The sequence below is a fragment of the Paracoccus sp. JM45 genome, assembly GCF_003590715.1.
In the GTDB taxonomy this organism is placed as follows: Bacteria; Pseudomonadota; Alphaproteobacteria; order Rhodobacterales; family Rhodobacteraceae; genus Paracoccus.
The window spans coordinates 424,392-443,275 of record NZ_QQVY01000001.1; the positions used below are offsets into that span (position 1 = coordinate 424,392).

An 18,884-nucleotide genomic window follows, 5' to 3' on the forward strand; every position below is an offset into this window, starting at 1 on the left:
AGGGCTAAATAATTTACTTGACTAACAGGTTTCATCACGGATGCGTGCGAAATAACCCCGATAAGCCCCTATTTTATAGTTACTTAGCTGAAATCGCCCTAAAATTTCTGAATCAGTTGCAACCTAGGGGCTTCTTTACTAGTTAGATACCCGAAGCAATTGAGGATCAGGAGTCCATGCCCAAAGACGTGCAAGACATTGAACGCCCCCAGCAGTTGACGCTGCGCAAGCCCGACGCAACCGATGGCGAAGCCATCTGGGAGCTGGTGCGTAGCTGCAAGCCACTGGATGAGAATTCAATGTATTGCAATCTGGTGCAGGCCGAACATTTCCGCGACACATGCGTGCTGGCGGAACTTGACGGTGCTGTCGTCGGCTGGATTTCGGGACATATGATCCCCAATGAAGACGCCCTTTTCGTCTGGCAGGTTGCTGTCAGCCCGAAAGCCCGTGGTTTGGGTCTTGGCCGTAAAATGCTGAACCATCTGGTCCAGCGCGACGAATGCGCCCAAGCGACCCGTATGAATACCACGATCACGCTGGACAATGACGCATCATGGGGACTGTTCCGCAGCTTTGCCCGCCATTCGGGCGGCCAGCTTAGCGATGACCCCCACTTCATGCGCCACCGGCATTTCGGAGGTCGCCACGCGACCGAGCATATGGTGACGGTCACGTTGCCCCAGAATGCACCGCAGGCAAAAGCCGCCTGAACTTATTCGTCTATCGAAGCAATTTTCAGAACGCACCTCTGTGCGAAAGGATACCCTATGCCCAAGGACATGATGACAACCGACACCGACACGACTATTTTCACCCGTCGTGAAAGCGAAGCGCGCTCTTATTGCCGTGGCATCCCGACTGTGTTCACCTCGGCCAGCGGCTCGTACATGCGTGGCGAGGACGGTCGCGAGTATATCGATTTTCTGGCCGGCTGTTCGTCGCTAAATTATGGCCACAACGACCCCGACATGAAGGCTGCACTGGTGGATCACATCACCAATGACGGCATCGCGCATGGTCTGGATCTGCACACGACGGCCAAAGGTGAATTCCTTGCGGCGTTCGAACAGCACATCCTGAAGCCGCGCAAGATGGACCACCGCGTCATGTTCATGGGCCCGACGGGTGCGAATGCTGTTGAAGCGGCCATGAAAATGGCGCGGAAATCGACGGGTCGCACCAATATCATCGCCTTCACCAACGGTTTTCATGGCGTGACCATGGGTGCGCTGGCAGCGACCGGTAACGGATATCACCGCGGTGGCGCAGGCATGGATGCGAGCGGCGTGACGCGTATGCCCTATGACGGCTATGCCGAAGGTCTGGACAGCGCAGCCCTGCTGGACCAGATGCTGTCGGACGCCTCGGGTGGTATCGACGCCCCTGCCGCCATCATGCTGGAAACGATTCAGGGCGAAGGTGGCCTGAACGCCGCATCGACCGAATTTGTTCAAAAGCTGGCGGATATTGCCAAGCGTCACGGTGCCTTGCTGATCTTGGATGACATTCAAGCCGGTTGTGGCCGGACGGGCAAGTTCTTCTCGTTCGAGGATATGGGCGTGATGCCTGATCTGGTGCCGATGGCGAAATCCATTTCGGGCTTCGGTTTACCGCTGGCGATGGTTCTGGTGCGTCCGCAGTATGACATTTTCGGCCCCGCCGAACATAACGGCACGTTCCGCGGCAACACCCATGCCTTTGTGACCGCCCGTGTCGCCATCGGGAAATTCTGGTCGGATAAGGCGTTCGAGGCAGAGTTGGCCGAAAAAGCCACGCTGATCGAAACCCGCCTGACCGAACTGGCCGATATGGTGCCCGGTGCATATCTGAAAGGCCGTGGCCTGATGCGCGGCGTTGATGTCGGCACCGGTGAACTGGCTGGTGCGATCTGTGCGCGTGCCTTCGAAAACGGCCTGATCATTGAAACCTCGGGGAACGAGGATCAGGTGGTCAAGGTGCTGGCGCCTCTGACAACGCCGGTTTCCCTCTTTAACAAAGGCTTCGACATTCTGATGGACGCCGCCCGCGACGTCCTGTCTACCACCAAAATTGCAGCGGAGTAATATTATGATTGTACGCGATTTCAACAAGCTCAAAGACACCGACCGTTCCGTTTCGGACGCCCAGTGGAATTCGGTCCGTATGTTGCTGGCTGATGACGGAATGGGTTTCTCGTTCCACATCACGACGCTGCATGCCGGTTCGGAACATCAGTTCCATTACAAGCATCACTTTGAGAGTGTGTTCTGCATGCAGGGCAAAGGCTCGATCACCGATCTGGCCACCGGTGAAACGCATGAAATCACGCCCGGTGTGATGTATGCATTGAACCTGCACGACAAGCACATCCTGCGCGCGGAAGAAACGCTGGTCATGGCCTGCTGCTTTAACCCGCCCGTGACCGGAACCGAAGTTCACCGCGAAGACGGCAGCTATGCCCCCGCGGAAGAAACGGCGTAAATCATGGCAGACCCGACCCATAGTCACACCGTCGAAAAAATCGGTGGCACTTCGATGTCGCGGGTCCATGAATTGCGCGACACGCTGTTGATCGGTGACCGCACGGGGACCGACCTTTACGGTCGGATCTTCGTAGTCTCGGCCTTCGGCGGCATTACCAACCTGCTGCTGGAACACAAGAAATCGGGCAAGCCTGGCGTCTATGCAGCCTTTGCCAACGGCGACAGCGATCACGGATGGCTAGAGGCGCTGGACCGTGTCTCTGACGCCATGATCGAGGCACATCGCAGCATTCTGGAACACCCCGGTGATCTGGAACGCGCCGATTCCTTTGTGCGTGACCGCGTTCTGGGCGCACGCAACTGCCTGATCGACCTGCAGCGCCTGTGTTCCTATGGCCACTTCCGCCTGTCCGAACATATGCTGCAAACCCGCGAACTGCTGTCCGGTCTGGGCGAGGCGCATTCCGCCTTTGTTACCACGCTGATGATTCAGCGCGCAGGCGTTCAGGCACGTTTCGTCGACCTGTCGGGTTGGCGCGACGAAGGCGAAGTCAGCCTTGACGAACGCATCACCGGTGCGATGCAGGGCGTCGATCCGCAGACGGAAATCCCGATCGTCACGGGCTATGCCCAGTGCCGCGAAGGTCTGATGCGCGAATTCGACCGTGGCTATTCCGAGGTGACATTCTCGCGTCTGGCGGCCCTGACGGGTGCCCGCGAAGCGATCATCCATAAGGAATTCCACCTGTCCTCGGCGGACCCGAACCTTGTCGGCGCAGATGCAGTCCGCAAGCTGGGCCGCACCAATTACGACGTGGCCGACCAGCTGTCGAATCTGGGGATGGAGGCGATCCACCCGAAAGCCGCAAAGACCCTGCGCCAGTCGGGCGTGCCCCTGCGCGTGACCAACGCGTTCGAGCCCCATGACCCCGGCACCCTGATCGACGATCAACCCGCCACCGAACCGGCGGTCGAGATTGTCACCGGTCTGGATGTCTTCGCGCTGGAGCTGTTCGAACAGGATATGGTCGGCGCAAAGGGCTATGACGCCTTCCTTCTGGAAGTGCTGACCCGTCATAGGGTCCGCATCGTGTCCAAAGTGTCGAATGCCAATACGATCACGCATTACGTCGACAGCAGCCTGAAGGTTCTGCGCCGCGTCGAAAAAGACCTTACGGAACGCTATCCTTCGGCGGATGTCTCGTCCCGCGCGGTGGCGATGGCCGCAGCAGTTGGCCGTGATCTGGACGGTCTGGCCGTCCTTAGCCGTGGCCTGAACGCTTTGGCAGCTGCCGGTCTGGAAGCCATCGGTGCCACCCAAGGTCCACGCGCTGTCGATGTGCAGTTCATTGTCGAACGCGATGCATTGTCTGGTGTTATCAAGGCCCTGCATGGCGCATTGGTCGAAGATCAGGCGCAGTCGCTTCGCAAGGCCGCCTGAAAGGCAGCTGACTGAAATGAAAAAGGCGGCCCGTGAAAGGGTCGCCTTTTTGCATGCCTACCTTCGGAAAAACTGGTCGTGCTGTCCCTTGCGGATCACGGATCGACCGCCTATATCGGTTCTGTTCGAAGCAATTCGGACTATGGACATAAACGCGCTCGTAATACGCGGATCGGACCCGGGGGCGGTACCCGGCGGCTCCACCAACACCTCCCTCATTTGGGGACGATTGGGGCCGAAACAGGATCGACGAACGTCTAAAGGGGTAAGCTTTGTCTCGGTGAGCCACTACCGTTATCGGTGCAAAACGTACAGTTGCAAATGACAACCGTGCTCCGGTCGCTCTGGCTGCGTAAGCAGTCCGAAAGACCGAAACCTAAGCCCTTGCGCCTAGCAGCGTAAGGCGGGGCCCGCAGGAGCCTGGCAACAGAATCCTGCACCTTATCCCCCATCATTTCCGCAGTGCCCCCTTTTCATCGACGCCCATATCCCTATGCTTGGCGCGCAAGATGAAAGGTGTCCCCATGGCGCGATCCGAACTTGATTATGGCAAACTGATGCATCGTGCGATGCAGGGTCTGATTGCCGAGGTGCTGCGCAAAGTGGGTCGCGACGGCCTGCCCGAAGACCACCATTTTTTCATTACCTTCGATACGCGCGATGATGGCGTCGAAATGGCCGATTGGCTGCGCGAACGCTATCCCGAAGAAATGACGATCGTCGTCCAGCACTGGTTCGACAATCTGACTGTCACCGACGATCATTTCACCATCACGCTGAACTTCGGCAACCAGCCCGAACCGCTGGTGATCCCCTTCGACGCGCTGCGGACCTTCGTGGACCCTTCGGTGGAATTCGGCCTGCGATTCGACACGCAGGACGGCGATGAGGATGACGAGGGTGACGACGACGAACCCGTCGATGCGGAATTCGATCTGGACGCCAAGGATGATGGTGATGACAAGCCCCCGTCAGGCGGCGGCGAAGTTGTCAGCCTTGATCGCTGGCGCAAGTAAGACACATCTGGAAAGGACGGATCATGACTGTCATGCAAGGATTATCCGCCTTTCCGATCACCCCCACCGAAGATGACGGCACATTGCGTGCCGATGATATGACCCGTCTGGTCAGCCGGATCACGGGCGTCGACAGCATCGGCGTGCTGGGATCAACCGGCGGTTATGCCTATCTGACGCCGGACCAGCGCCGTCATGTGGCGCTGGTGGCCATTGCGGCCACCAGCCTGCCGGTCATCATCGGGGTCGGCGCGCTGCGCAGCGATGTCTCGGCCAGCCTTGCCCGTCATGCCGCCGACAGCGGCGCTGCCGGCCTGCTGCTGGCGCCCGTCTCATACACCCCACTGACCGAGGATGAAGTGTTCTACCACTTCCAGACCGTTGCGGGGGCATCGGACCTGCCGATCTGCGTCTATAACAACCCCTCGACCACGCATTTCACCTTTAGCATCGCATTGTTGGCACGGCTTGCAGCGCTGCCGCAGGTGACGGCGATCAAAATGCCCCTGCCCGCTGATAACGATTTTGCCACAGAGATTGCCCGATTGCGGGCCGATCTGCCGAAAGGCTTTACCATCGGATACAGCGGCGACTGGGGCTGTGCCGCTGCATTGCAAAACGGGGCCGACAGCTGGTTCAGCGTCGCGGCAGGACTGTGGCCTGAACAATCATCAGAACTGGCCCACGCCGCGCAAGCCGGTGATGCGACGCAATGGCAGGCGCGGTTCCAACCCCTGTGGGATCTGTTCAAAACCTACGGCAGCCTGCGCGTGATCTATGCCGCAGCGCATCTGATGGGGCTGACCCGCGCACAACCGCCCCGCCCCGTGATGCCGCTGCCTGACGCGCTGACCCCGCGCATCAAGGCCGCGATTGACGCACTGACGGCGTGAAACCACCATGTTGGCGTTAGCATACCGTTGTATACGAATTGCGAATCCGGCCCATCGCGGCTAGAACACGCCTGAAAACCGTGAGGGAGCGACCCGATGACCACCACCCGTATCGAGACTGACAGCTTTGGCCCGCTGGATGTTGACGCATCCAAATATTGGGGCGCGCAAACCCAGCGTTCCATCATCAACTTCCCCATCGGCTGGGAACGCCAGCCCGTCGCCATCATCCGCGCGCTTGGTGCCATCAAGCTGGCCGCCGCCCGCGTGAACCGCGCCAATGGCGATCTGCCTGCCGATCTGGCCGAGGCGATGGAACAGGCCGCGACCGAGGTGTTTCAGGGCAAGTTCGACGACAACTTCCCGCTGGTCGTCTGGCAGACCGGTTCCGGCACCCAGTCGAACATGAACGCCAATGAAGTCATCAGCAACCGCGCAATCGAGATCATGGGCGGAGAGATGGGATCGAAGAAGCCCGTCCACCCCAATGACCATTGCAACATGGGTCAATCCTCGAACGATACCTTCCCGACGGCGATGCATGTCGGCATCGGCATGATGGCCCGCGACGTGCTGCTGCCCGGTCTGGAAAAGCTGCATGCAGCACTGGTCGCCAAATCCGAAGAATTCAAGGATATTATCAAAATCGGCCGCACCCATACGCAGGATGCGACGCCACTGACGCTTGGTCAGGAATTCGGTGGCTATGCCCATCAGGTCGCCAAAGGCATCCAGCGCGTCAAAGCCTGCCTGCCCGACATCTATGAACTGGCGCAGGGCGGCACGGCTGTCGGCACCGGTCTGAACACGAAAAAGGGCTGGGATACCTCGATCGCGGCAGAAATCGCCAAAATCACCGACCTGCCCTTCGTCACCGCCCCTAACAAGTTCGAGGCGTTGGCTGCCCATGATGCCATGGTCATGTTCTCGGGTGCGCTGAAAACGGTTGCGGCATCGCTGTTCAAGATTGCCAATGACATGCGTTTGCTGGGATCCGGCCCGCGTTCGGGTCTGGGCGAATTGATCCTGCCGGAGAACGAACCCGGATCGTCGATCATGCCGGGCAAGGTGAACCCGACACAGGCCGAGGCGCTGACCATGGTTTGCGCGCATGTGATGGGCAATGATGCGGCCATCGGCTTTGCCGGTTCGCAGGGTCATTTCGAACTTAACGTCTATAACCCGATGATGTCGTATAATCTGATGCAGTCGATGCAGCTGTTGGGCGATGCTGCGGGCAGCTTTACCGATAACATGGTTGTCGGCACGCAGGCCAACCTGCCGCGTATTGAAAAGCTGATGAAGGAATCGCTGATGCTGGTGACGGCATTGGCCCCGACCATCGGTTATGACAACGCCACCAAGGTCGCCAAGACCGCGCATAAGAACGGCACCACCCTGCGCGAGGAAGCCATCGCCCTTGGCTTTGTCGATGGTGAAACCTTCGACCGCGTTGTGCGCCCCGAAGACATGATCAGCCCAAAAGGCTGATTGTAACCGTCGGGCGGGGCGTCAGCGCCCTGCCCTTGTCACGAAGGTCCATCATGGTTCAGATCGTCAATCTGCGCACGGCCCGCAAACAACGCGACCGCGACACCAAGCGCGCCGCTGGCGATGTCAGCGCCGCCAAACATGGCGAGGCAAAGCCCCTGCGCGACCAGCGAAAAGCACAGGCCGAACAGGACGCCCGCAAGCTGGACGGGCATCGCAAAGATGATTGACCTGCCCCCCATGTCGCAACCGGCCAAGCGGTCAGTCACGATCGACGGTCACCGCACCTCGGTATCGCTGGAGGATGCATTCTGGAAATTGCTGGGTGCCCATGCCGCCGCGCGTGATATTACCCGCGCAGCACTGATCGGCCAGATCGACCATGGCCGCCCGCCCGATGTCGGGCTGGCGACGGCCCTGCGGTTGTTCGTCCTGCATCAGGTGACGCAAGACGTCTGACCTTTAGCGCAGATCGGGCAGGACATGGTCCTTGAACTGTTCGCGCAGGCGCAATTTGCTGATCTTGCCGGTCGCGGTCATCGGCATTTCATCGACATAGACAACATCATCGGGGAACTGCCATTTCGCCAGATGCTGGTCCATCGTGGTGCAGATATCTTCCAGTGTCGGACGCGCCGTGCCCGCGCATTTGACAACCAGCAACGGACGTTCGTCCCATTTCGGATGCGGCATCGCGATCACCGCACATTGCGCGACATCGGGATGCGACACCGCCAGATTTTCCACATCGATCGAACTGATCCATTCGCCGCCCGATTTGATCAGATCCTTGGCCCGATCACGCAGGGTCAGCGTGCTGTCAGGACTGATCGAGGCGATATCGCCTGTCCCGAACCAGCCCTCCTTATCAACGGCCTTGGCGCTGGCGTCAGCGTTATTGTAATAGCCGCTGGCAACGGTATTGCCGCGCACGAATAATTCGCCCATCGCCACGCCATCATGCGACTGCCGCTGGCCGTCATCACCGATGATCTTCATATCGACGCCGAAAACGCGGCGGCCTTGGGTCTGCTTCAACGCCATGCGCTGATCTAACGGCAATGCACGCTTGTCTGCCGTCAACGACCCCTGACTGCCCAAGGGCGAGGTTTCGGTCATACCCCATGCGTGATTGACGTCGATGCCCAGTTTCTCGAACCCCTCGATCAGGCTGCGCGGCATGGCGCTGCCACCGACAACGATATGGCGCAGGGCCTCGGGTTTGCCACCGCGGGCCAGCATTTCACTGTGCAGCCCCTGCCAGATGGTCGGCACGCCCCATGCACTTTGCACGCCTTCCGTCTGGCACAGATCCCACAGGCTGGCACCGTCCAGATGCGGGCCGGGCATCACCATGCTGGCACCGATCAACGGACAGGTGAAAGGCAGCCCCCATGCGTTGACATGGAACAACGGCACCACAGGTAGAATACGCGGCTGCACCCCCAGATCGGCCCCCAGCACCGCAGCCGTGGCCAGCGAATGCAGCATGTTCGAACGATGGGTATAAAGCGTCCCCTTGGGATCACCCGTCGTCCCCGAAGTATAGCACAACCCCGAGGCGGTGGTCTCCGGAAACTCGGGCCAGTCGCGGTCCGTGGCGCGGCCTTGCAGCAGCTCCTCATAACAAAGGGCATCAAGGGTGTTTTCGGGCATATGTGCGCGATCGGTCAGAATGACAAAGCGCATCGGCGGCAGCTGGTCTTTCAGTTTTTCCAGCAAGGGCACGAATGTCAGATCGGTGAACAGCAGACCGTCACCGGCGTGATGGGTGATAAAGGCCATCTGTTCAGGCGACAGGCGCGGGTTGATCGTATGACAAATAGCGCCGATGCCCGGAACCGCGTGATAAATTTCCAGATGGCGGTGGCCGTTCCACGCCAGCGTTGCCACACGGTCGCCCATGCCGACACCCATATCCTGCAGGGCAAAAGACAGTTGCACGGCACGTTCGCGCGTCTGTGCCCAGCTTTGACGATGCAGATCCCCCTCGACCCGACGCGACACGATTTCAGCGGCTGGAAAGCTTTCAGCAGCGAAATCCAGCACTCCGCTTTGCAGCAGCGGGCGATTCATCATCAGGCCATCCATGGGTATCTCCTCCTTCAATCCTCGGCGCATGATGGCCGGAACGTGGCGGGATACAACCCGCCAACGAAAAGAGGGATCGCCCGTGCCGCAAGGTTAGATCGTGCTGGTATGGGTCGAGGTCAGCTCCAGCAGCAAGGTACCATCCTGATCACGGACTTCGGTGCGGGTTGTGGCCACAGGGTGGCCACGCTGGACCCAGCGGGCAACCGCGGTCAGCGGACCTGTGCACCGGTTGGCCAGCATCTGCCCGTTCAGGGTAATTGCGACGGGAAAGCTGTCCTTGCCTTCCCTGATCTGTTCACCGCCAAGGACCAGATTTGCGGCCACCACATCGGCAAACCAGACAAGCGCACCCGCATGGATTGCACCGAAAGGATTCACCACGCCTGCATCGACCTGCATCTCTCCTTCGGCCTCGGCCTCGCTGACGCCGGTGATATCGAACGCGATCTGTCCCGAAAGGCTGCGTTCTGCCATAAGAAGGCCCCCTTTTCATCTTTGTAAATTCAGGACAGTAACGCAGGCAGACCGGCATCCGGTCCACCCGCATCACGCGAATTCGGTGTAACTTACGTCAAACGTGCAATCAGCGCCGAGGTGTCCCAGCGCCCCCCGCCCATTTTCTGCACATCCTTGTAGAATTGATCGACCAGTGCCGTGACCGGCAGGGCCGCATTGATCTGGTCACCGGTGGCCAGACAGATGGCCAGATCCTTACGCATCCAGTCAACGGCGAACCCATGCTCGAAATGTCCCTGAGCCATGGTTTTATGGCGGTTGACCATCTGCCAGCTGCCTGCGGCACCCTGACTGATCACCTCGACCACATCGGCGATGTCCAATCCGGCCTTTTCCGCAAAGGCCAGCGATTCCGACAACCCCTGCACCAATCCGGCAATGGCGATCTGGTTGCACATCTTCGTCATCTGGCCCGCGCCGACATCGCCCATCAGCCGGCATATCTTGGCATAGGCATCAATTACCGGGGCCGCGCGGTCGAAATCTGCCTGCGCCCCGCCGCACATCACCGACAGCTGGCCGTTTTCGGCCCCCGCCTGCCCGCCCGAGACCGGCGCATCGACATAGCCGATGCCCGCCTTCGCCGCTGCCTGCGCCAATTCGCGCGTTACCTGCGCGGAAACGGTGGTGTGATCGACAAAAACCGCGCCTTGGGACATTCCGGCGAATGCTCCATCAGGGCCAAGACAGATTTCGCGCAGATCGTCGTCATTGCCCACGCAGGCCATCACGAAATCCATACCTTGCGCTGCCTGACGTGGTGTCGGCATGTGGTTGCCCTGATACCGGTCGACCCAAGCCTGTGCTTTTGTGTCGGTGCGGTTAAAGACTGTCACCTCATGTCCGGCCTGGACAAGATGCCCCGCCATCGGAAAACCCATCACGCCCAACCCCAGAAACGCCGTCTTCGCCACGCTCTTCTCCTGCATGCTTGATCTGTCAGATGTCCCCGGCGCGTTGAACTGGCCGCAGACCTGTCTTATGCAACACCATCACCCGCGCGCATTCGGGTCAACCCGTGCCGCGCCCTCTGCCCAAGGAACTGCCCCCGCATGCTGACTATGTTCCGCTGGCTTCTTCGTCTGACCGTCGCGCTGATCGTCCTGCTGGTTCTGACCGTCGTGTTGATCTGGTATTTCGCGGTCCGGTCGCTGCCCGATTACGATGCCACCTATGACGTCAAAGGGATCACCGCCCCCGTCGAGATTGTCCGCTCGACCGAGGATGTGCCCCATATCTTCGGCCAGTCGGATGAGGATGTCTTCTTCGCCCTTGGCCTTGCGCATGCGCAGGACAGACTGTTCCAGATGACGCTGCTGCGTCGTGCCGCCCAAGGCCGTCTGGCCGAGGTGCACGGCACCCGCGCCCTGCCGGCCGATGATCTGGTCCGCAGGCTGGGACTGTACCGCAATGCCCAAGCCTCGCTTCAGGTGCAGAACCCGCAGACCCGTGCCGCGCTGACCGCCTATGCGGCGGGCGTGAACCAATGGATCAGCATCGTCAACGAAGGCGCCAAGGGCCGTGGTGCGCCCGAGTTCTTCCTGTTTCCCGATGTCATCGCCTATTGGCAGCCCGCCGATTCGCTGGCCATCCTGAAACTGATCGCGGCGGCCAGTTCCGATGCCGCCAAATCCGAAATATTGCGCGCCCGCCTGTCGCTGGCATGGCCCGAACACGGCCCCGAGGTGGTATCGGGTTCCAATACCCCCACCTATGCCTCGCTTTTTCCGGGTGCGCGCTTGGGCACGCCCGAACGCCGCCAGCGCAATGACGGCGCGGATCAGCCGCTCGGGTTTTTGCGGCCCGGAATGCTCCTGGGCGGGAATGCCTTTGCCGCGGCCCCCGAACGCACTGCCGCGGGTGGCACCTTGGTGGCCAACGACCTGCATGCGGGTCTGACGGCACCGTCGCTTTATTATCTGGCGCGGCTGGAACTGGGCACGGGCGGCGTGATCGGCGCGACCATTCCGGGCATTCCGCTGGTGCTGTCGGGACGGTCGGCCAGCCTGTCATGGGCGATGACCCCCACGGCCATCGACGACGCCGATATCGCAATCGAGGAAGTGCAGCCGGGCAACCCCGACCGCTATCGTGGCCCTCAGGGCTGGACGGCGTTCCAAACCCGCAAAGAGGTGATCCGCGTTCTTGATGCCCCGCCCCGCACAATCACGCTGCGCGACACATTGAACGGCCCTGTGGTGCCGGCGCTGGACGAAGGTCTGCGCGATGTGACCCCCATCGGCCATGTGGCGGCCCTGCGCTGGACCGGATTGTCACGTCAGGACGGCACCATGTCGGCGCTGATGTCGATGATGCGGTCCCAAGACCCGCAAGAGGCCACCCGCGCCCTGTCCGGTGTCGTGGCACCTGCCATCAATGTCACACTGGCCGACCAGAAGAATGTCTCGCACGTGATGGCGGGGGCGTTGCCGACACGCAGCCCCGACCATCCGACCAAGGGCCTTTTGCCCAGCCCCGGATGGCTGGCAGAAACCGCATGGCAGGGCGCGACATCGCTGACCAGCACCGCGCAGGAACCCGAAAGCGGCGTGTCCTTCACGACCGAGGAACCGCAGGCCAGCGCGGTCCGGATCGGACGCCTGAAACGCCTGCTGGACGACCGAGAGGTCCATTCCCGCGACAGCTTTATTGCCGCACAGTTGGATATTGTCAGCCCTGCCGCACGCAGTCTGTTGCCACTGGTGGGGGCCGATCTGTGGTTCACCGGCGAACCCGCAGCCCCCGGCACCACCCAACGCCAGCGTCAGGACGCCCTGTCCCTGCTGGCCGAATGGGATGGCGCCATGAGCGAGCATCTGCCCGAACCCGTCATCTACACCGCATGGATGGCGGCCCTTCAGGACCGTTTGATCCGCGACGAGATCGGCCCGTTGTCCGATGACATCACCCGCCTTCAGCCGCAGTTCATCGAATCGGTGTTCCGTAACCGCAACGGTGCTGGCCGCTGGTGCGATATCGTCCAGAGCGCCGCGACCGAGGATTGCACCACCATCGCCCGTCAGGCGCTGGACCGCGCCATCCTTGATCTGACGGCGGAATTCGGACCCGATGTGACAAGCTGGCGGTGGGGCGATCTGCATTCCGCCACCCATCAGCATCCGGGCCTGGGCGATACGCGCGCCTTGGGCTGGATCACAAATATCACGCAGAACATCTCGGGCGGAGATTTCACTGTCGCGGCCAGCGGTCTGCTGGGCACAGATCCGGACCCCCTCCGTGCGCTGTCCGGTGCGGGGTATCGGGGGGTCTATGATTTGGCCGATCCCGACAGCTCGGTCTTTATCGTCTCGACCGGTCAGTCGGGGCACCCGCTGTCGCGTCATTATGACGATATGGCGGGGCTGTGGCGTCGCGGTGAATATGTCGGCATGTCGCTGGACCCCGACCTTGCGCGGGCGGCGGCGGCGGGGATCACTCATCTGAACCCGATCCCCTGAATGCAAAAACGGGGGCCTTTGGCCCCCGTTTTCAATTCCGCAATCCGTAAAGGATCAGAAGTGGATGGCGCGCCCATAAGCGTCCAGCACCGATTCATGCATCATTTCTGACAGGGTCGGGTGCGGGAAAACAGTTTCCATCAGGTCTGCTTCGGTCGTTTCCAGCTGGCGTCCGATGACATAGCCCTGAATCAGTTCCGTCACCTCGGCACCGACCATATGTGCGCCCAGCAATTCGCCGGTTTTTGCGTCAAAGATGGTTTTTACCATGCCTTCGGGTTCGCCAAGCGCAATGGCCTTGCCGTTGCCGACAAAGGGGAATTTGCCGACCTTGATGTCCAGACCGGCTTCCTTGGCCTTCGCCTCGGTCATGCCGACGGATGCGACCTGCGGGTTGCAATAGGTGCAACCGGCGATGCTGCCTGGCTTGATCGGATGCGGTTTGCCGCCCGCGACCAGTTCGGCCACCATCATGCCTTCGTGGCTGGCTTTATGGGCCAACCAAGGCGCGCCTGCCAGATCGCCGATGGCATAGACGCCCTCGACGCCGGTGCGGCAATATTCGTCGGTGACGACATGGGTGCGGTCGACCTTGATGCCAGCCGCTTCCAGACCCAGACCTTCGGTATTGCCGACGATGCCGACAGCCGAGATGACGGTGTCGAATTCCATCGTTTCGGTCTTGCCGCCTGCCTCGATATGGGCGGTGACCTTGTCACCCTTGCGGTCCAGCTTCTTGACGGTCGCCTTTTCGCGGATCGTCATGCCTTGTTTGACGAATTGCTTCTTGGCGAAGGCGCTGATTTCGGCATCTTCGACCGGCAGCACGCGGTCCATAACCTCGACCACGGTGGTATCTGCACCCAGCGTATTGAAGAAGCTAGCGAATTCGATGCCGATTGCACCCGAACCGATCACCAACAGCTTCTTGGGCATATGTGGCGGGTTCAGCGCGTGCTTGTAGTTCCAGACCAGCTTGCCATCCGGTTCCAGCCCGGGCAGTTCGCGGGCGCGCGCGCCGGTGGCCAGAATGATCGACTTGGCGGTGATTTCCTCGGTGCCTTTGTCGGTTTTGACGGTGACCTTGCCTTTACCGGCAAGCGTCGCCTCGCCCATGATGGTCGTCACCTTGTTCTTTTTGAACAGGTGCCCGATGCCACCGGACAGTTGTTTGGCCACGCCGCGCGACCGCGCAACGACGGCTGGCAGGTCATAGCCGATCTTATCCGCAGACAGACCAAAATCTTTCGCACGCTCCATCAGGTGAAACACCTCGGCGCTGCGTAGCAATGCTTTCGTGGGAATACAGCCCCAGTTGAGGCAAATGCCCCCCAGATGCTCACGCTCGATGCAGGCCACTTTCAGGCCAAGCTGCGCGCCCCGGATCGCGGCGACGTAACCGCCAGGTCCGGCACCAATCACCACCATGTCGAAATTCTGGGCCATCATGTCCCCCGCTGACAAAGAATAGTTCAGCGTTAAACGATTTGCCGCAGGGCGGCAAGTCGAGGGACAGATGCGTCAGCTGGCCAGTGCTTCGGGTTCGGGATCATCGGATTGCGCCTCGTCCAGCACAGCCTCGACCGCGATGGGTGTCGCGGTCGGGTTGATGACGGCATAACTGCCCTGTTCGTCGGGCGTCAGGGCACGACGCTGTGTCGAACGCCATCCGGCATAGACCGTCAGGGCCAGCAACAGCACGCCCATATAGATCCAGTAACCATCCGGCCCCAGCAGCCCCATCAGCCAACCGGTGATGATCGGACCGCCCATCGACCCCAGACCATAGATGAACATCAACCCTGCCGAGGCAGAGGCCATATCCGACTGGTCCAGATAGTCGTTGGTATAGGCCAGCAGCAGCGCGTAGATCGGGTTGGCCATGCCGCCCATGATCCCGCCTGCGATGATCAGACCAAGGGTTCCGGGCTGCAACGCCACCACCACCAGCGACAGGATACCACCACCGGCTGCCAGAAACAGCACAAGGCGACGACGGTCGTAACGGTCGGAAATCCAGCCGATCGGATATTGTAGGATCAACCCGCCCGCATAGATTGCCGCCACAAAGATCGAAATTTGCGCCACCGACAGCCCGATCACCGCGCCCCAGACCGACGACATCCCCGACAGCGAGGCCAGCACGCCCCCCATCAGGAAAATCCCCACGCAGCCCAGCGGCGACGCGCGGTAGAGATCACCGAATGACATCCGCTTGATCGTCTCGAACGGGGGTGCAGGCGTGGCAGACAGCAGAATGGGCGTAAAGGCCAGCGACACCAGCACTGACGGAATGACGAACAGCAGGTAACCCGCAGGGTCGCCGACGTTCAGCAAAGCCTGCGCCACAACAATGCCCAACAGCTGGACAATCATATACAGCGACAGCGACGTCCCGCGATTGGCGTTGGTCGAACCCGCGTTCAGCCAGCTTTCTGCCGTAATATACACACCGCAGAAACAATAGCCCAACAGGACGCGCAGCAGGGTCCAAGCGATCCAGTGCGGCTCAACCGCAAACAGGATCAATGCCGCCGAAATCAAAGAGCCCAGCGCCGCAAAGACCCGGACGTGACCCACATTCTTGATCAGCCCCGGCACGGTCAGGCTACCGAACAGGAAGCCGCCATAGTAACCGGCCATAACCACCGACATCAGGAAGGTCGGGATATCCTCGATCCCGCCGCGGATACCCAGCAATGTCCCTTGCATACCGTTGCCGACCATCAGCAGCATAATGCCAAGCAGCAATGGCCAAGTTGTGCGCAACACCGAAATCATCGCGGGTCTCGTTTCGTCAGAGGTTATAAATAGGGCTATCGTGCTGCCCTATTCGCCCAAAGCCCGCGATGCCAGTCGGAAAACGACCTTAAGGGATCAGCAGCGACGCATCGCCGTAACTGAAGAAGCGATACTGCCTTGCCAGCGCATGTGCATAGATCGATTTGATTTTTTCCTGCCCCATGACGGCTGAAACCAGCATCATCAGGGTGGATTTGGGCAGGTGGAAATTCGTCATCAGGGCATCGGTCACCCGGAAGTGATGGCCCGGATAGATGAAGATATCTGTCGTTCCCTGAAACGGCGCGACAATTCCGTCCTCGGTCGCAGCTGATTCGATCAGGCGCAGCGCCGTGGTGCCGACGGGAATCACGCGGCGGCCTTCCGATTTGGCGCGGGTGATTGCAGCGGCGGCATCGGCGCAGACCTCGCCCCATTCGGCATGCATGCGGTGGGTTGTGACATCCTCGACCTTGACGGGCAGGAAGGTGCCTGCACCGACGTGCAGGGTCACATGGACGAATTCCACACCCTTGTCTTTCAATGCCTGCAACAGCGGCGCGTCGAAATGCAGACTGGCGGTCGGGGCGGCAACTGCGCCGCTGTTGGCGGCCCAGACCGTCTGGTAATCCTGATGATCCTGCTCGTCAGGGGCCCGCAGCGTGGCAATATAGGGCGGCAAGGGCATCGCACCGACCTGCGCCAGCGCCTCGTCAAAGGCATCGCCCGTCGCGTCGAAGACCAGCCGCAAACCGCCGTCGGCAATTTCGGCCACCGTGGCGGACAGGGCATCACCGAAATGGATCACCTCGCCCTCGCGCAGTTTACGCAGGGGTTTGGCAAGTGCACGCCAGCCCTCGGCTGCGGGTTCCAGCAAGGTCACCTCGATCTTGGCGGTGACATCCCCCTGCGCCGAGGCACGATGCCGCTGTCCTGTCAGGCGCGCAGGGATGACCTTGGTGTCATTCAACACCAGAACATCCCCCGCCTTCAGGATATCGGGCAGGTCACTGACATGGCGGTCGGCAATGTCATCCCCCTGCGCCAGCAACAGTCGGGCCGAGCTGCGCGGCTTGGCAGGACGCGTGGCAATCAGCGTTTCGGGCAGGTCGAAATCGAAATCAGAGAGTTTCATGAAGCGGCTTCTGCGCCGTCGGTTGCAATCCGTCAAGCACCCGTGATGTCCAAGTAAAAATGTCGGACTTTACATAACCAACCAATTCGGTCAGATTATCCGCAGTCAGGAGGCCCTATGATCGTTTGTCATTGCACCGGAATCTCAGATCGCGACATCACGGCGGCCATCGACTGGATGCGCACTTCTGATCCGCAAACGATTATCACCCCCGGCAAGATCTATCATGCCCTTGGAAAACGTGCTGATTGCGGCGGCTGTATGCCACTGTTTCTGGACACCATGCGCGCCTGCGATAAGGTAGGGGTCGCACCGCCAATTTTGCGGGCCAGAACAGATAGCAAGAAGGATTCCCCCCATGAAGGGCGACGCCAAGGTCATCGAATTTCTGAACGCCGCGCTGCGGTCTGAACTGACGGCGGTTAGCCAGTACTGGTTGCACTATCGCTTGCAGGAAGACTGGGGCTTTGGCCGCATCGCGGCAAAATCGCGCGCCGAATCAATCGAGGAAATGAACCACGCCGATCGTCTGATCCAGCGCATCATCTTCCTTGAAGGCCATCCGAATCTGCAAAAACTTGATTCGCTGCGGATCGGCCAGAACCTGAAAGAAACGATGGAAGCGGATCTTGCCGGCGAACATGATGCCCGCAATCTGTATATCGAGGCCCGCGACCATTGCGACAGCGTCGGCGATTACGTCAGCAAGGTGCTGTTCGAAGAACTGATCGCGGATGAGGAAGGCCATATCGACTTCCTTGAAACCCAGCTGGCGCTTTACGACACCATCGGCGCACAAAACTTCGGCCATCTGAACGCCCTGCCCGCATCCGAGGCGGAATAATTGATCGGGGGGCGCGAAGCCCCCCTTTTCATGCCAGCCAGTCGCGCGCCAGATCGGGCAGATCGTCGAAATGGTGCAGCAACGCCTCGGGGGCCAGACGGGAAATCGCCTCGCCCTCGGGTCCGAAGGACACCAATGCCACTTTGACGCCTGCTGCCGCCGCCGTTTTGCGGTCCGTTTCCGTGTCGCCAATCAGGAATGATGCGGCGACCGTTCCCCCTGCCCGCTCAACCGCCGCCTGATAGGGACGCGGATCGGGCTTCCTGACCGGCAGCGTGTCAGCGGCAACCATCGATGCAAAGCGGTCGCGGATGCCCAATTCCCGCAGCAGTGTTTCAGCCAATGCACCCGGTTTATTGGTGCAGATCGCCAGCCGGAAACCAAGATCGTCCAGCCGGTCCAGTGCATCCAGCACACCGGGATACAGTTTGGTATGCACCGCGATACTGTCGCCGTAATGGCCCAGCAGGCTGTGGTAATCCTCATCCTCGGCCCCTGGTGGCAGCAGCGTGTCCGCAGGCATCCGCGCATAGCCCGCCCGCAGCATCGCCTTGCCACCGTGAAAGGCGATCAGCGCATCACCGACCGGATCCAGCAGATCCGCAAGCCCGCGCGCGCGAAAACACGCATTCGCCGCCGCAATCAAATCCCCCGAGGTATCCGCCAAAGTCCCGTCCAGATCGAAGACCACTGTGCCTGTCATGCCTATCCCTTACGAAACGTTCCGAAAACAAAGGTGAATGCGCCAGC

General features: G+C 60.4%; 19 protein-coding genes and 1 other RNA gene. 13 read left to right on the top strand and 7 right to left on the bottom strand.

Annotated elements, in window-relative coordinates; translation table 11 throughout:
• Window positions 1-176: 176 nt before the first annotated feature.
• The 10 genes from ectA to DWB67_RS02200 all read left to right on the top strand — a co-directional run bounded on the left by ectA (window position 177) and on the right by DWB67_RS02200 (window position 7,765).
• Window positions 177-713 carry a diaminobutyrate acetyltransferase gene (ectA, locus tag DWB67_RS02155; RefSeq protein ID WP_119805847.1) on the top strand — a complete coding sequence of 179 codons (537 nt, stop codon included), beginning with the start codon at window positions 177-179 and terminating at the stop codon, window positions 711-713.
• 57 nt (window positions 714-770) lie between these two features.
• Window positions 771-2,066, top strand: a complete 1,296-nt coding sequence (gene ectB, locus DWB67_RS02160) for a diaminobutyrate--2-oxoglutarate transaminase (RefSeq protein WP_182911461.1) — start codon at window positions 771-773, stop codon at window positions 2,064-2,066.
• A gap of 4 nt (window positions 2,067-2,070) precedes the next feature.
• On the top strand, window positions 2,071-2,463 hold the full coding sequence (locus DWB67_RS02165) for an ectoine synthase (protein WP_119805848.1): 393 nt from the start codon (window positions 2,071-2,073) through the stop codon (window positions 2,461-2,463).
• 3 nt (window positions 2,464-2,466) lie between these two features.
• Entirely contained in the window at window positions 2,467-3,906 is a 1,440-nt protein-coding gene (locus DWB67_RS02170; RefSeq protein WP_119805849.1) for an aspartate kinase, read from the top strand.
• Window positions 3,907-3,990: 84 nt separating this feature from the next.
• Window positions 3,991-4,347, top strand: a transfer-messenger RNA (tmRNA) gene (gene ssrA / locus DWB67_RS02175).
• A gap of 83 nt (window positions 4,348-4,430) precedes the next feature.
• The gene (locus tag DWB67_RS02180) at window positions 4,431-4,922 is read left to right on the top strand and encodes an SspB family protein (RefSeq protein WP_119805850.1); all 492 of its coding nucleotides are present in this window, start codon (window positions 4,431-4,433) and stop codon (window positions 4,920-4,922) included.
• A gap of 23 nt (window positions 4,923-4,945) precedes the next feature.
• Window positions 4,946-5,815: a dihydrodipicolinate synthase family protein gene (locus tag DWB67_RS02185; protein ID WP_119805851.1), complete on the top strand. Its 870-nt coding sequence runs from the start codon at window positions 4,946-4,948 to the stop codon at window positions 5,813-5,815.
• 96 nt (window positions 5,816-5,911) lie between these two features.
• Window positions 5,912-7,306, top strand: coding sequence for a class II fumarate hydratase (gene fumC / locus DWB67_RS02190; RefSeq protein ID WP_119805852.1), 1,395 nt, complete (start codon window positions 5,912-5,914; stop codon window positions 7,304-7,306).
• A gap of 53 nt (window positions 7,307-7,359) precedes the next feature.
• The gene (locus DWB67_RS02195; RefSeq protein ID WP_119805853.1) at window positions 7,360-7,536 is read left to right on the top strand and encodes a DUF4169 family protein; all 177 of its coding nucleotides are present in this window, start codon (window positions 7,360-7,362) and stop codon (window positions 7,534-7,536) included.
• Entirely contained in the window at window positions 7,529-7,765 is a 237-nt protein-coding gene (locus DWB67_RS02200) for a ribbon-helix-helix domain-containing protein (RefSeq protein ID WP_119805854.1), read from the top strand. The genes DWB67_RS02195 and DWB67_RS02200 overlap by 8 nt, the downstream gene beginning before the upstream one ends.
• Window positions 7,766-7,768: 3 nt before the next feature.
• Here DWB67_RS02200 and DWB67_RS02205 read toward each other — a convergent pair whose 3' ends face one another.
• The 3 genes from DWB67_RS02205 to DWB67_RS02215 form a co-directional block, all read right to left on the bottom strand.
• Window positions 7,769-9,397, bottom strand: coding sequence for a long-chain fatty acid--CoA ligase (locus tag DWB67_RS02205; protein ID WP_119805855.1), 1,629 nt, complete (start codon window positions 9,395-9,397; stop codon window positions 7,769-7,771).
• Window positions 9,398-9,490: 93 nt separating this feature from the next.
• On the bottom strand, window positions 9,491-9,874 hold the full coding sequence (locus tag DWB67_RS02210; RefSeq protein WP_119805856.1) for a PaaI family thioesterase: 384 nt from the start codon (window positions 9,872-9,874) through the stop codon (window positions 9,491-9,493).
• Window positions 9,875-9,966: 92 nt separating this feature from the next.
• The gene (locus tag DWB67_RS02215) at window positions 9,967-10,830 is read right to left on the bottom strand and encodes an NAD(P)-dependent oxidoreductase (RefSeq protein WP_119806161.1); all 864 of its coding nucleotides are present in this window, start codon (window positions 10,828-10,830) and stop codon (window positions 9,967-9,969) included.
• 138 nt (window positions 10,831-10,968) lie between these two features.
• Between DWB67_RS02215 and DWB67_RS02220 the strand changes: the two genes are divergently transcribed.
• A complete protein-coding gene (locus tag DWB67_RS02220; RefSeq protein WP_119805857.1) occupies window positions 10,969-13,374 on the top strand; it encodes a penicillin acylase family protein in 2,406 nt (801 codons plus the stop codon).
• 54 nt (window positions 13,375-13,428) lie between these two features.
• Here DWB67_RS02220 and lpdA read toward each other — a convergent pair whose 3' ends face one another.
• The 3 genes from lpdA to queA all read right to left on the bottom strand — a co-directional run bounded on the left by lpdA (window position 13,429) and on the right by queA (window position 17,290).
• Window positions 13,429-14,823, bottom strand: a complete 1,395-nt coding sequence (gene lpdA / locus DWB67_RS02225; protein WP_119805858.1) for a dihydrolipoyl dehydrogenase — start codon at window positions 14,821-14,823, stop codon at window positions 13,429-13,431.
• A 72-nt stretch (window positions 14,824-14,895) separates the two neighbouring features.
• Window positions 14,896-16,155, bottom strand: a complete 1,260-nt coding sequence (locus tag DWB67_RS02230; protein WP_119805859.1) for an MFS transporter — start codon at window positions 16,153-16,155, stop codon at window positions 14,896-14,898.
• An 88-nt stretch (window positions 16,156-16,243) separates the two neighbouring features.
• Window positions 16,244-17,290, bottom strand: coding sequence for a tRNA preQ1(34) S-adenosylmethionine ribosyltransferase-isomerase QueA (queA, locus tag DWB67_RS02235; RefSeq protein WP_119805860.1), 1,047 nt, complete (start codon window positions 17,288-17,290; stop codon window positions 16,244-16,246).
• Between the two features lie 117 nt (window positions 17,291-17,407).
• On the opposite strand from queA, the gene DWB67_RS02240 reads away from it, so the two are divergent.
• Together DWB67_RS02240 and bfr are read left to right on the top strand one after the other, a co-directional pair.
• The gene (locus DWB67_RS02240) at window positions 17,408-17,701 is read left to right on the top strand and encodes a bacterioferritin-associated ferredoxin (protein ID WP_119805861.1); all 294 of its coding nucleotides are present in this window, start codon (window positions 17,408-17,410) and stop codon (window positions 17,699-17,701) included.
• Complete coding sequence (gene bfr / locus DWB67_RS02245; protein ID WP_119805862.1) at window positions 17,649-18,134, top strand: bacterioferritin; 486 nt, start codon at window positions 17,649-17,651, stop codon at window positions 18,132-18,134. The genes DWB67_RS02240 and bfr overlap by 53 nt, the downstream gene beginning before the upstream one ends.
• A gap of 28 nt (window positions 18,135-18,162) precedes the next feature.
• On the opposite strand, the gene DWB67_RS02250 is transcribed toward bfr, so the two are convergent.
• A complete protein-coding gene (locus tag DWB67_RS02250) occupies window positions 18,163-18,837 on the bottom strand; it encodes an HAD-IA family hydrolase (protein ID WP_119805863.1) in 675 nt (224 codons plus the stop codon).
• Between the last annotated feature and the right edge of the window lie 47 nt (window positions 18,838-18,884).

Coding starts and splice junctions, on each gene's coding strand:
- DWB67_RS02205 (WP_119805855.1), bottom strand. CDS start 9,397: ATGGATGGCCTGATGATGAATCGCCCGCTGCTGCAAAGCGGAGTGCTG.
- DWB67_RS02200 (WP_119805854.1), top strand. CDS start 7,529: ATGATTGACCTGCCCCCCATGTCGCAACCGGCCAAGCGGTCAGTCACG.
- DWB67_RS02170 (WP_119805849.1), top strand. CDS start 2,467: ATGGCAGACCCGACCCATAGTCACACCGTCGAAAAAATCGGTGGCACT.
- bfr (WP_119805862.1), top strand. CDS start 17,649: ATGAAGGGCGACGCCAAGGTCATCGAATTTCTGAACGCCGCGCTGCGG.
- ectB (WP_182911461.1), top strand. CDS start 771: ATGCCCAAGGACATGATGACAACCGACACCGACACGACTATTTTCACC.
- DWB67_RS02210 (WP_119805856.1), bottom strand. CDS start 9,874: ATGGCAGAACGCAGCCTTTCGGGACAGATCGCGTTCGATATCACCGGC.
- lpdA (WP_119805858.1), bottom strand. CDS start 14,823: ATGATGGCCCAGAATTTCGACATGGTGGTGATTGGTGCCGGACCTGGC.
- queA (WP_119805860.1), bottom strand. CDS start 17,290: ATGAAACTCTCTGATTTCGATTTCGACCTGCCCGAAACGCTGATTGCC.
- fumC (WP_119805852.1), top strand. CDS start 5,912: ATGACCACCACCCGTATCGAGACTGACAGCTTTGGCCCGCTGGATGTT.
- DWB67_RS02195 (WP_119805853.1), top strand. CDS start 7,360: ATGGTTCAGATCGTCAATCTGCGCACGGCCCGCAAACAACGCGACCGC.
- DWB67_RS02185 (WP_119805851.1), top strand. CDS start 4,946: ATGACTGTCATGCAAGGATTATCCGCCTTTCCGATCACCCCCACCGAA.
- DWB67_RS02230 (WP_119805859.1), bottom strand. CDS start 16,155: ATGATTTCGGTGTTGCGCACAACTTGGCCATTGCTGCTTGGCATTATG.
- DWB67_RS02220 (WP_119805857.1), top strand. CDS start 10,969: ATGCTGACTATGTTCCGCTGGCTTCTTCGTCTGACCGTCGCGCTGATC.
- DWB67_RS02250 (WP_119805863.1), bottom strand. CDS start 18,837: ATGACAGGCACAGTGGTCTTCGATCTGGACGGGACTTTGGCGGATACC.
- DWB67_RS02165 (WP_119805848.1), top strand. CDS start 2,071: ATGATTGTACGCGATTTCAACAAGCTCAAAGACACCGACCGTTCCGTT.
- ectA (WP_119805847.1), top strand. CDS start 177: ATGCCCAAAGACGTGCAAGACATTGAACGCCCCCAGCAGTTGACGCTG.
- DWB67_RS02240 (WP_119805861.1), top strand. CDS start 17,408: ATGATCGTTTGTCATTGCACCGGAATCTCAGATCGCGACATCACGGCG.
- DWB67_RS02180 (WP_119805850.1), top strand. CDS start 4,431: ATGGCGCGATCCGAACTTGATTATGGCAAACTGATGCATCGTGCGATG.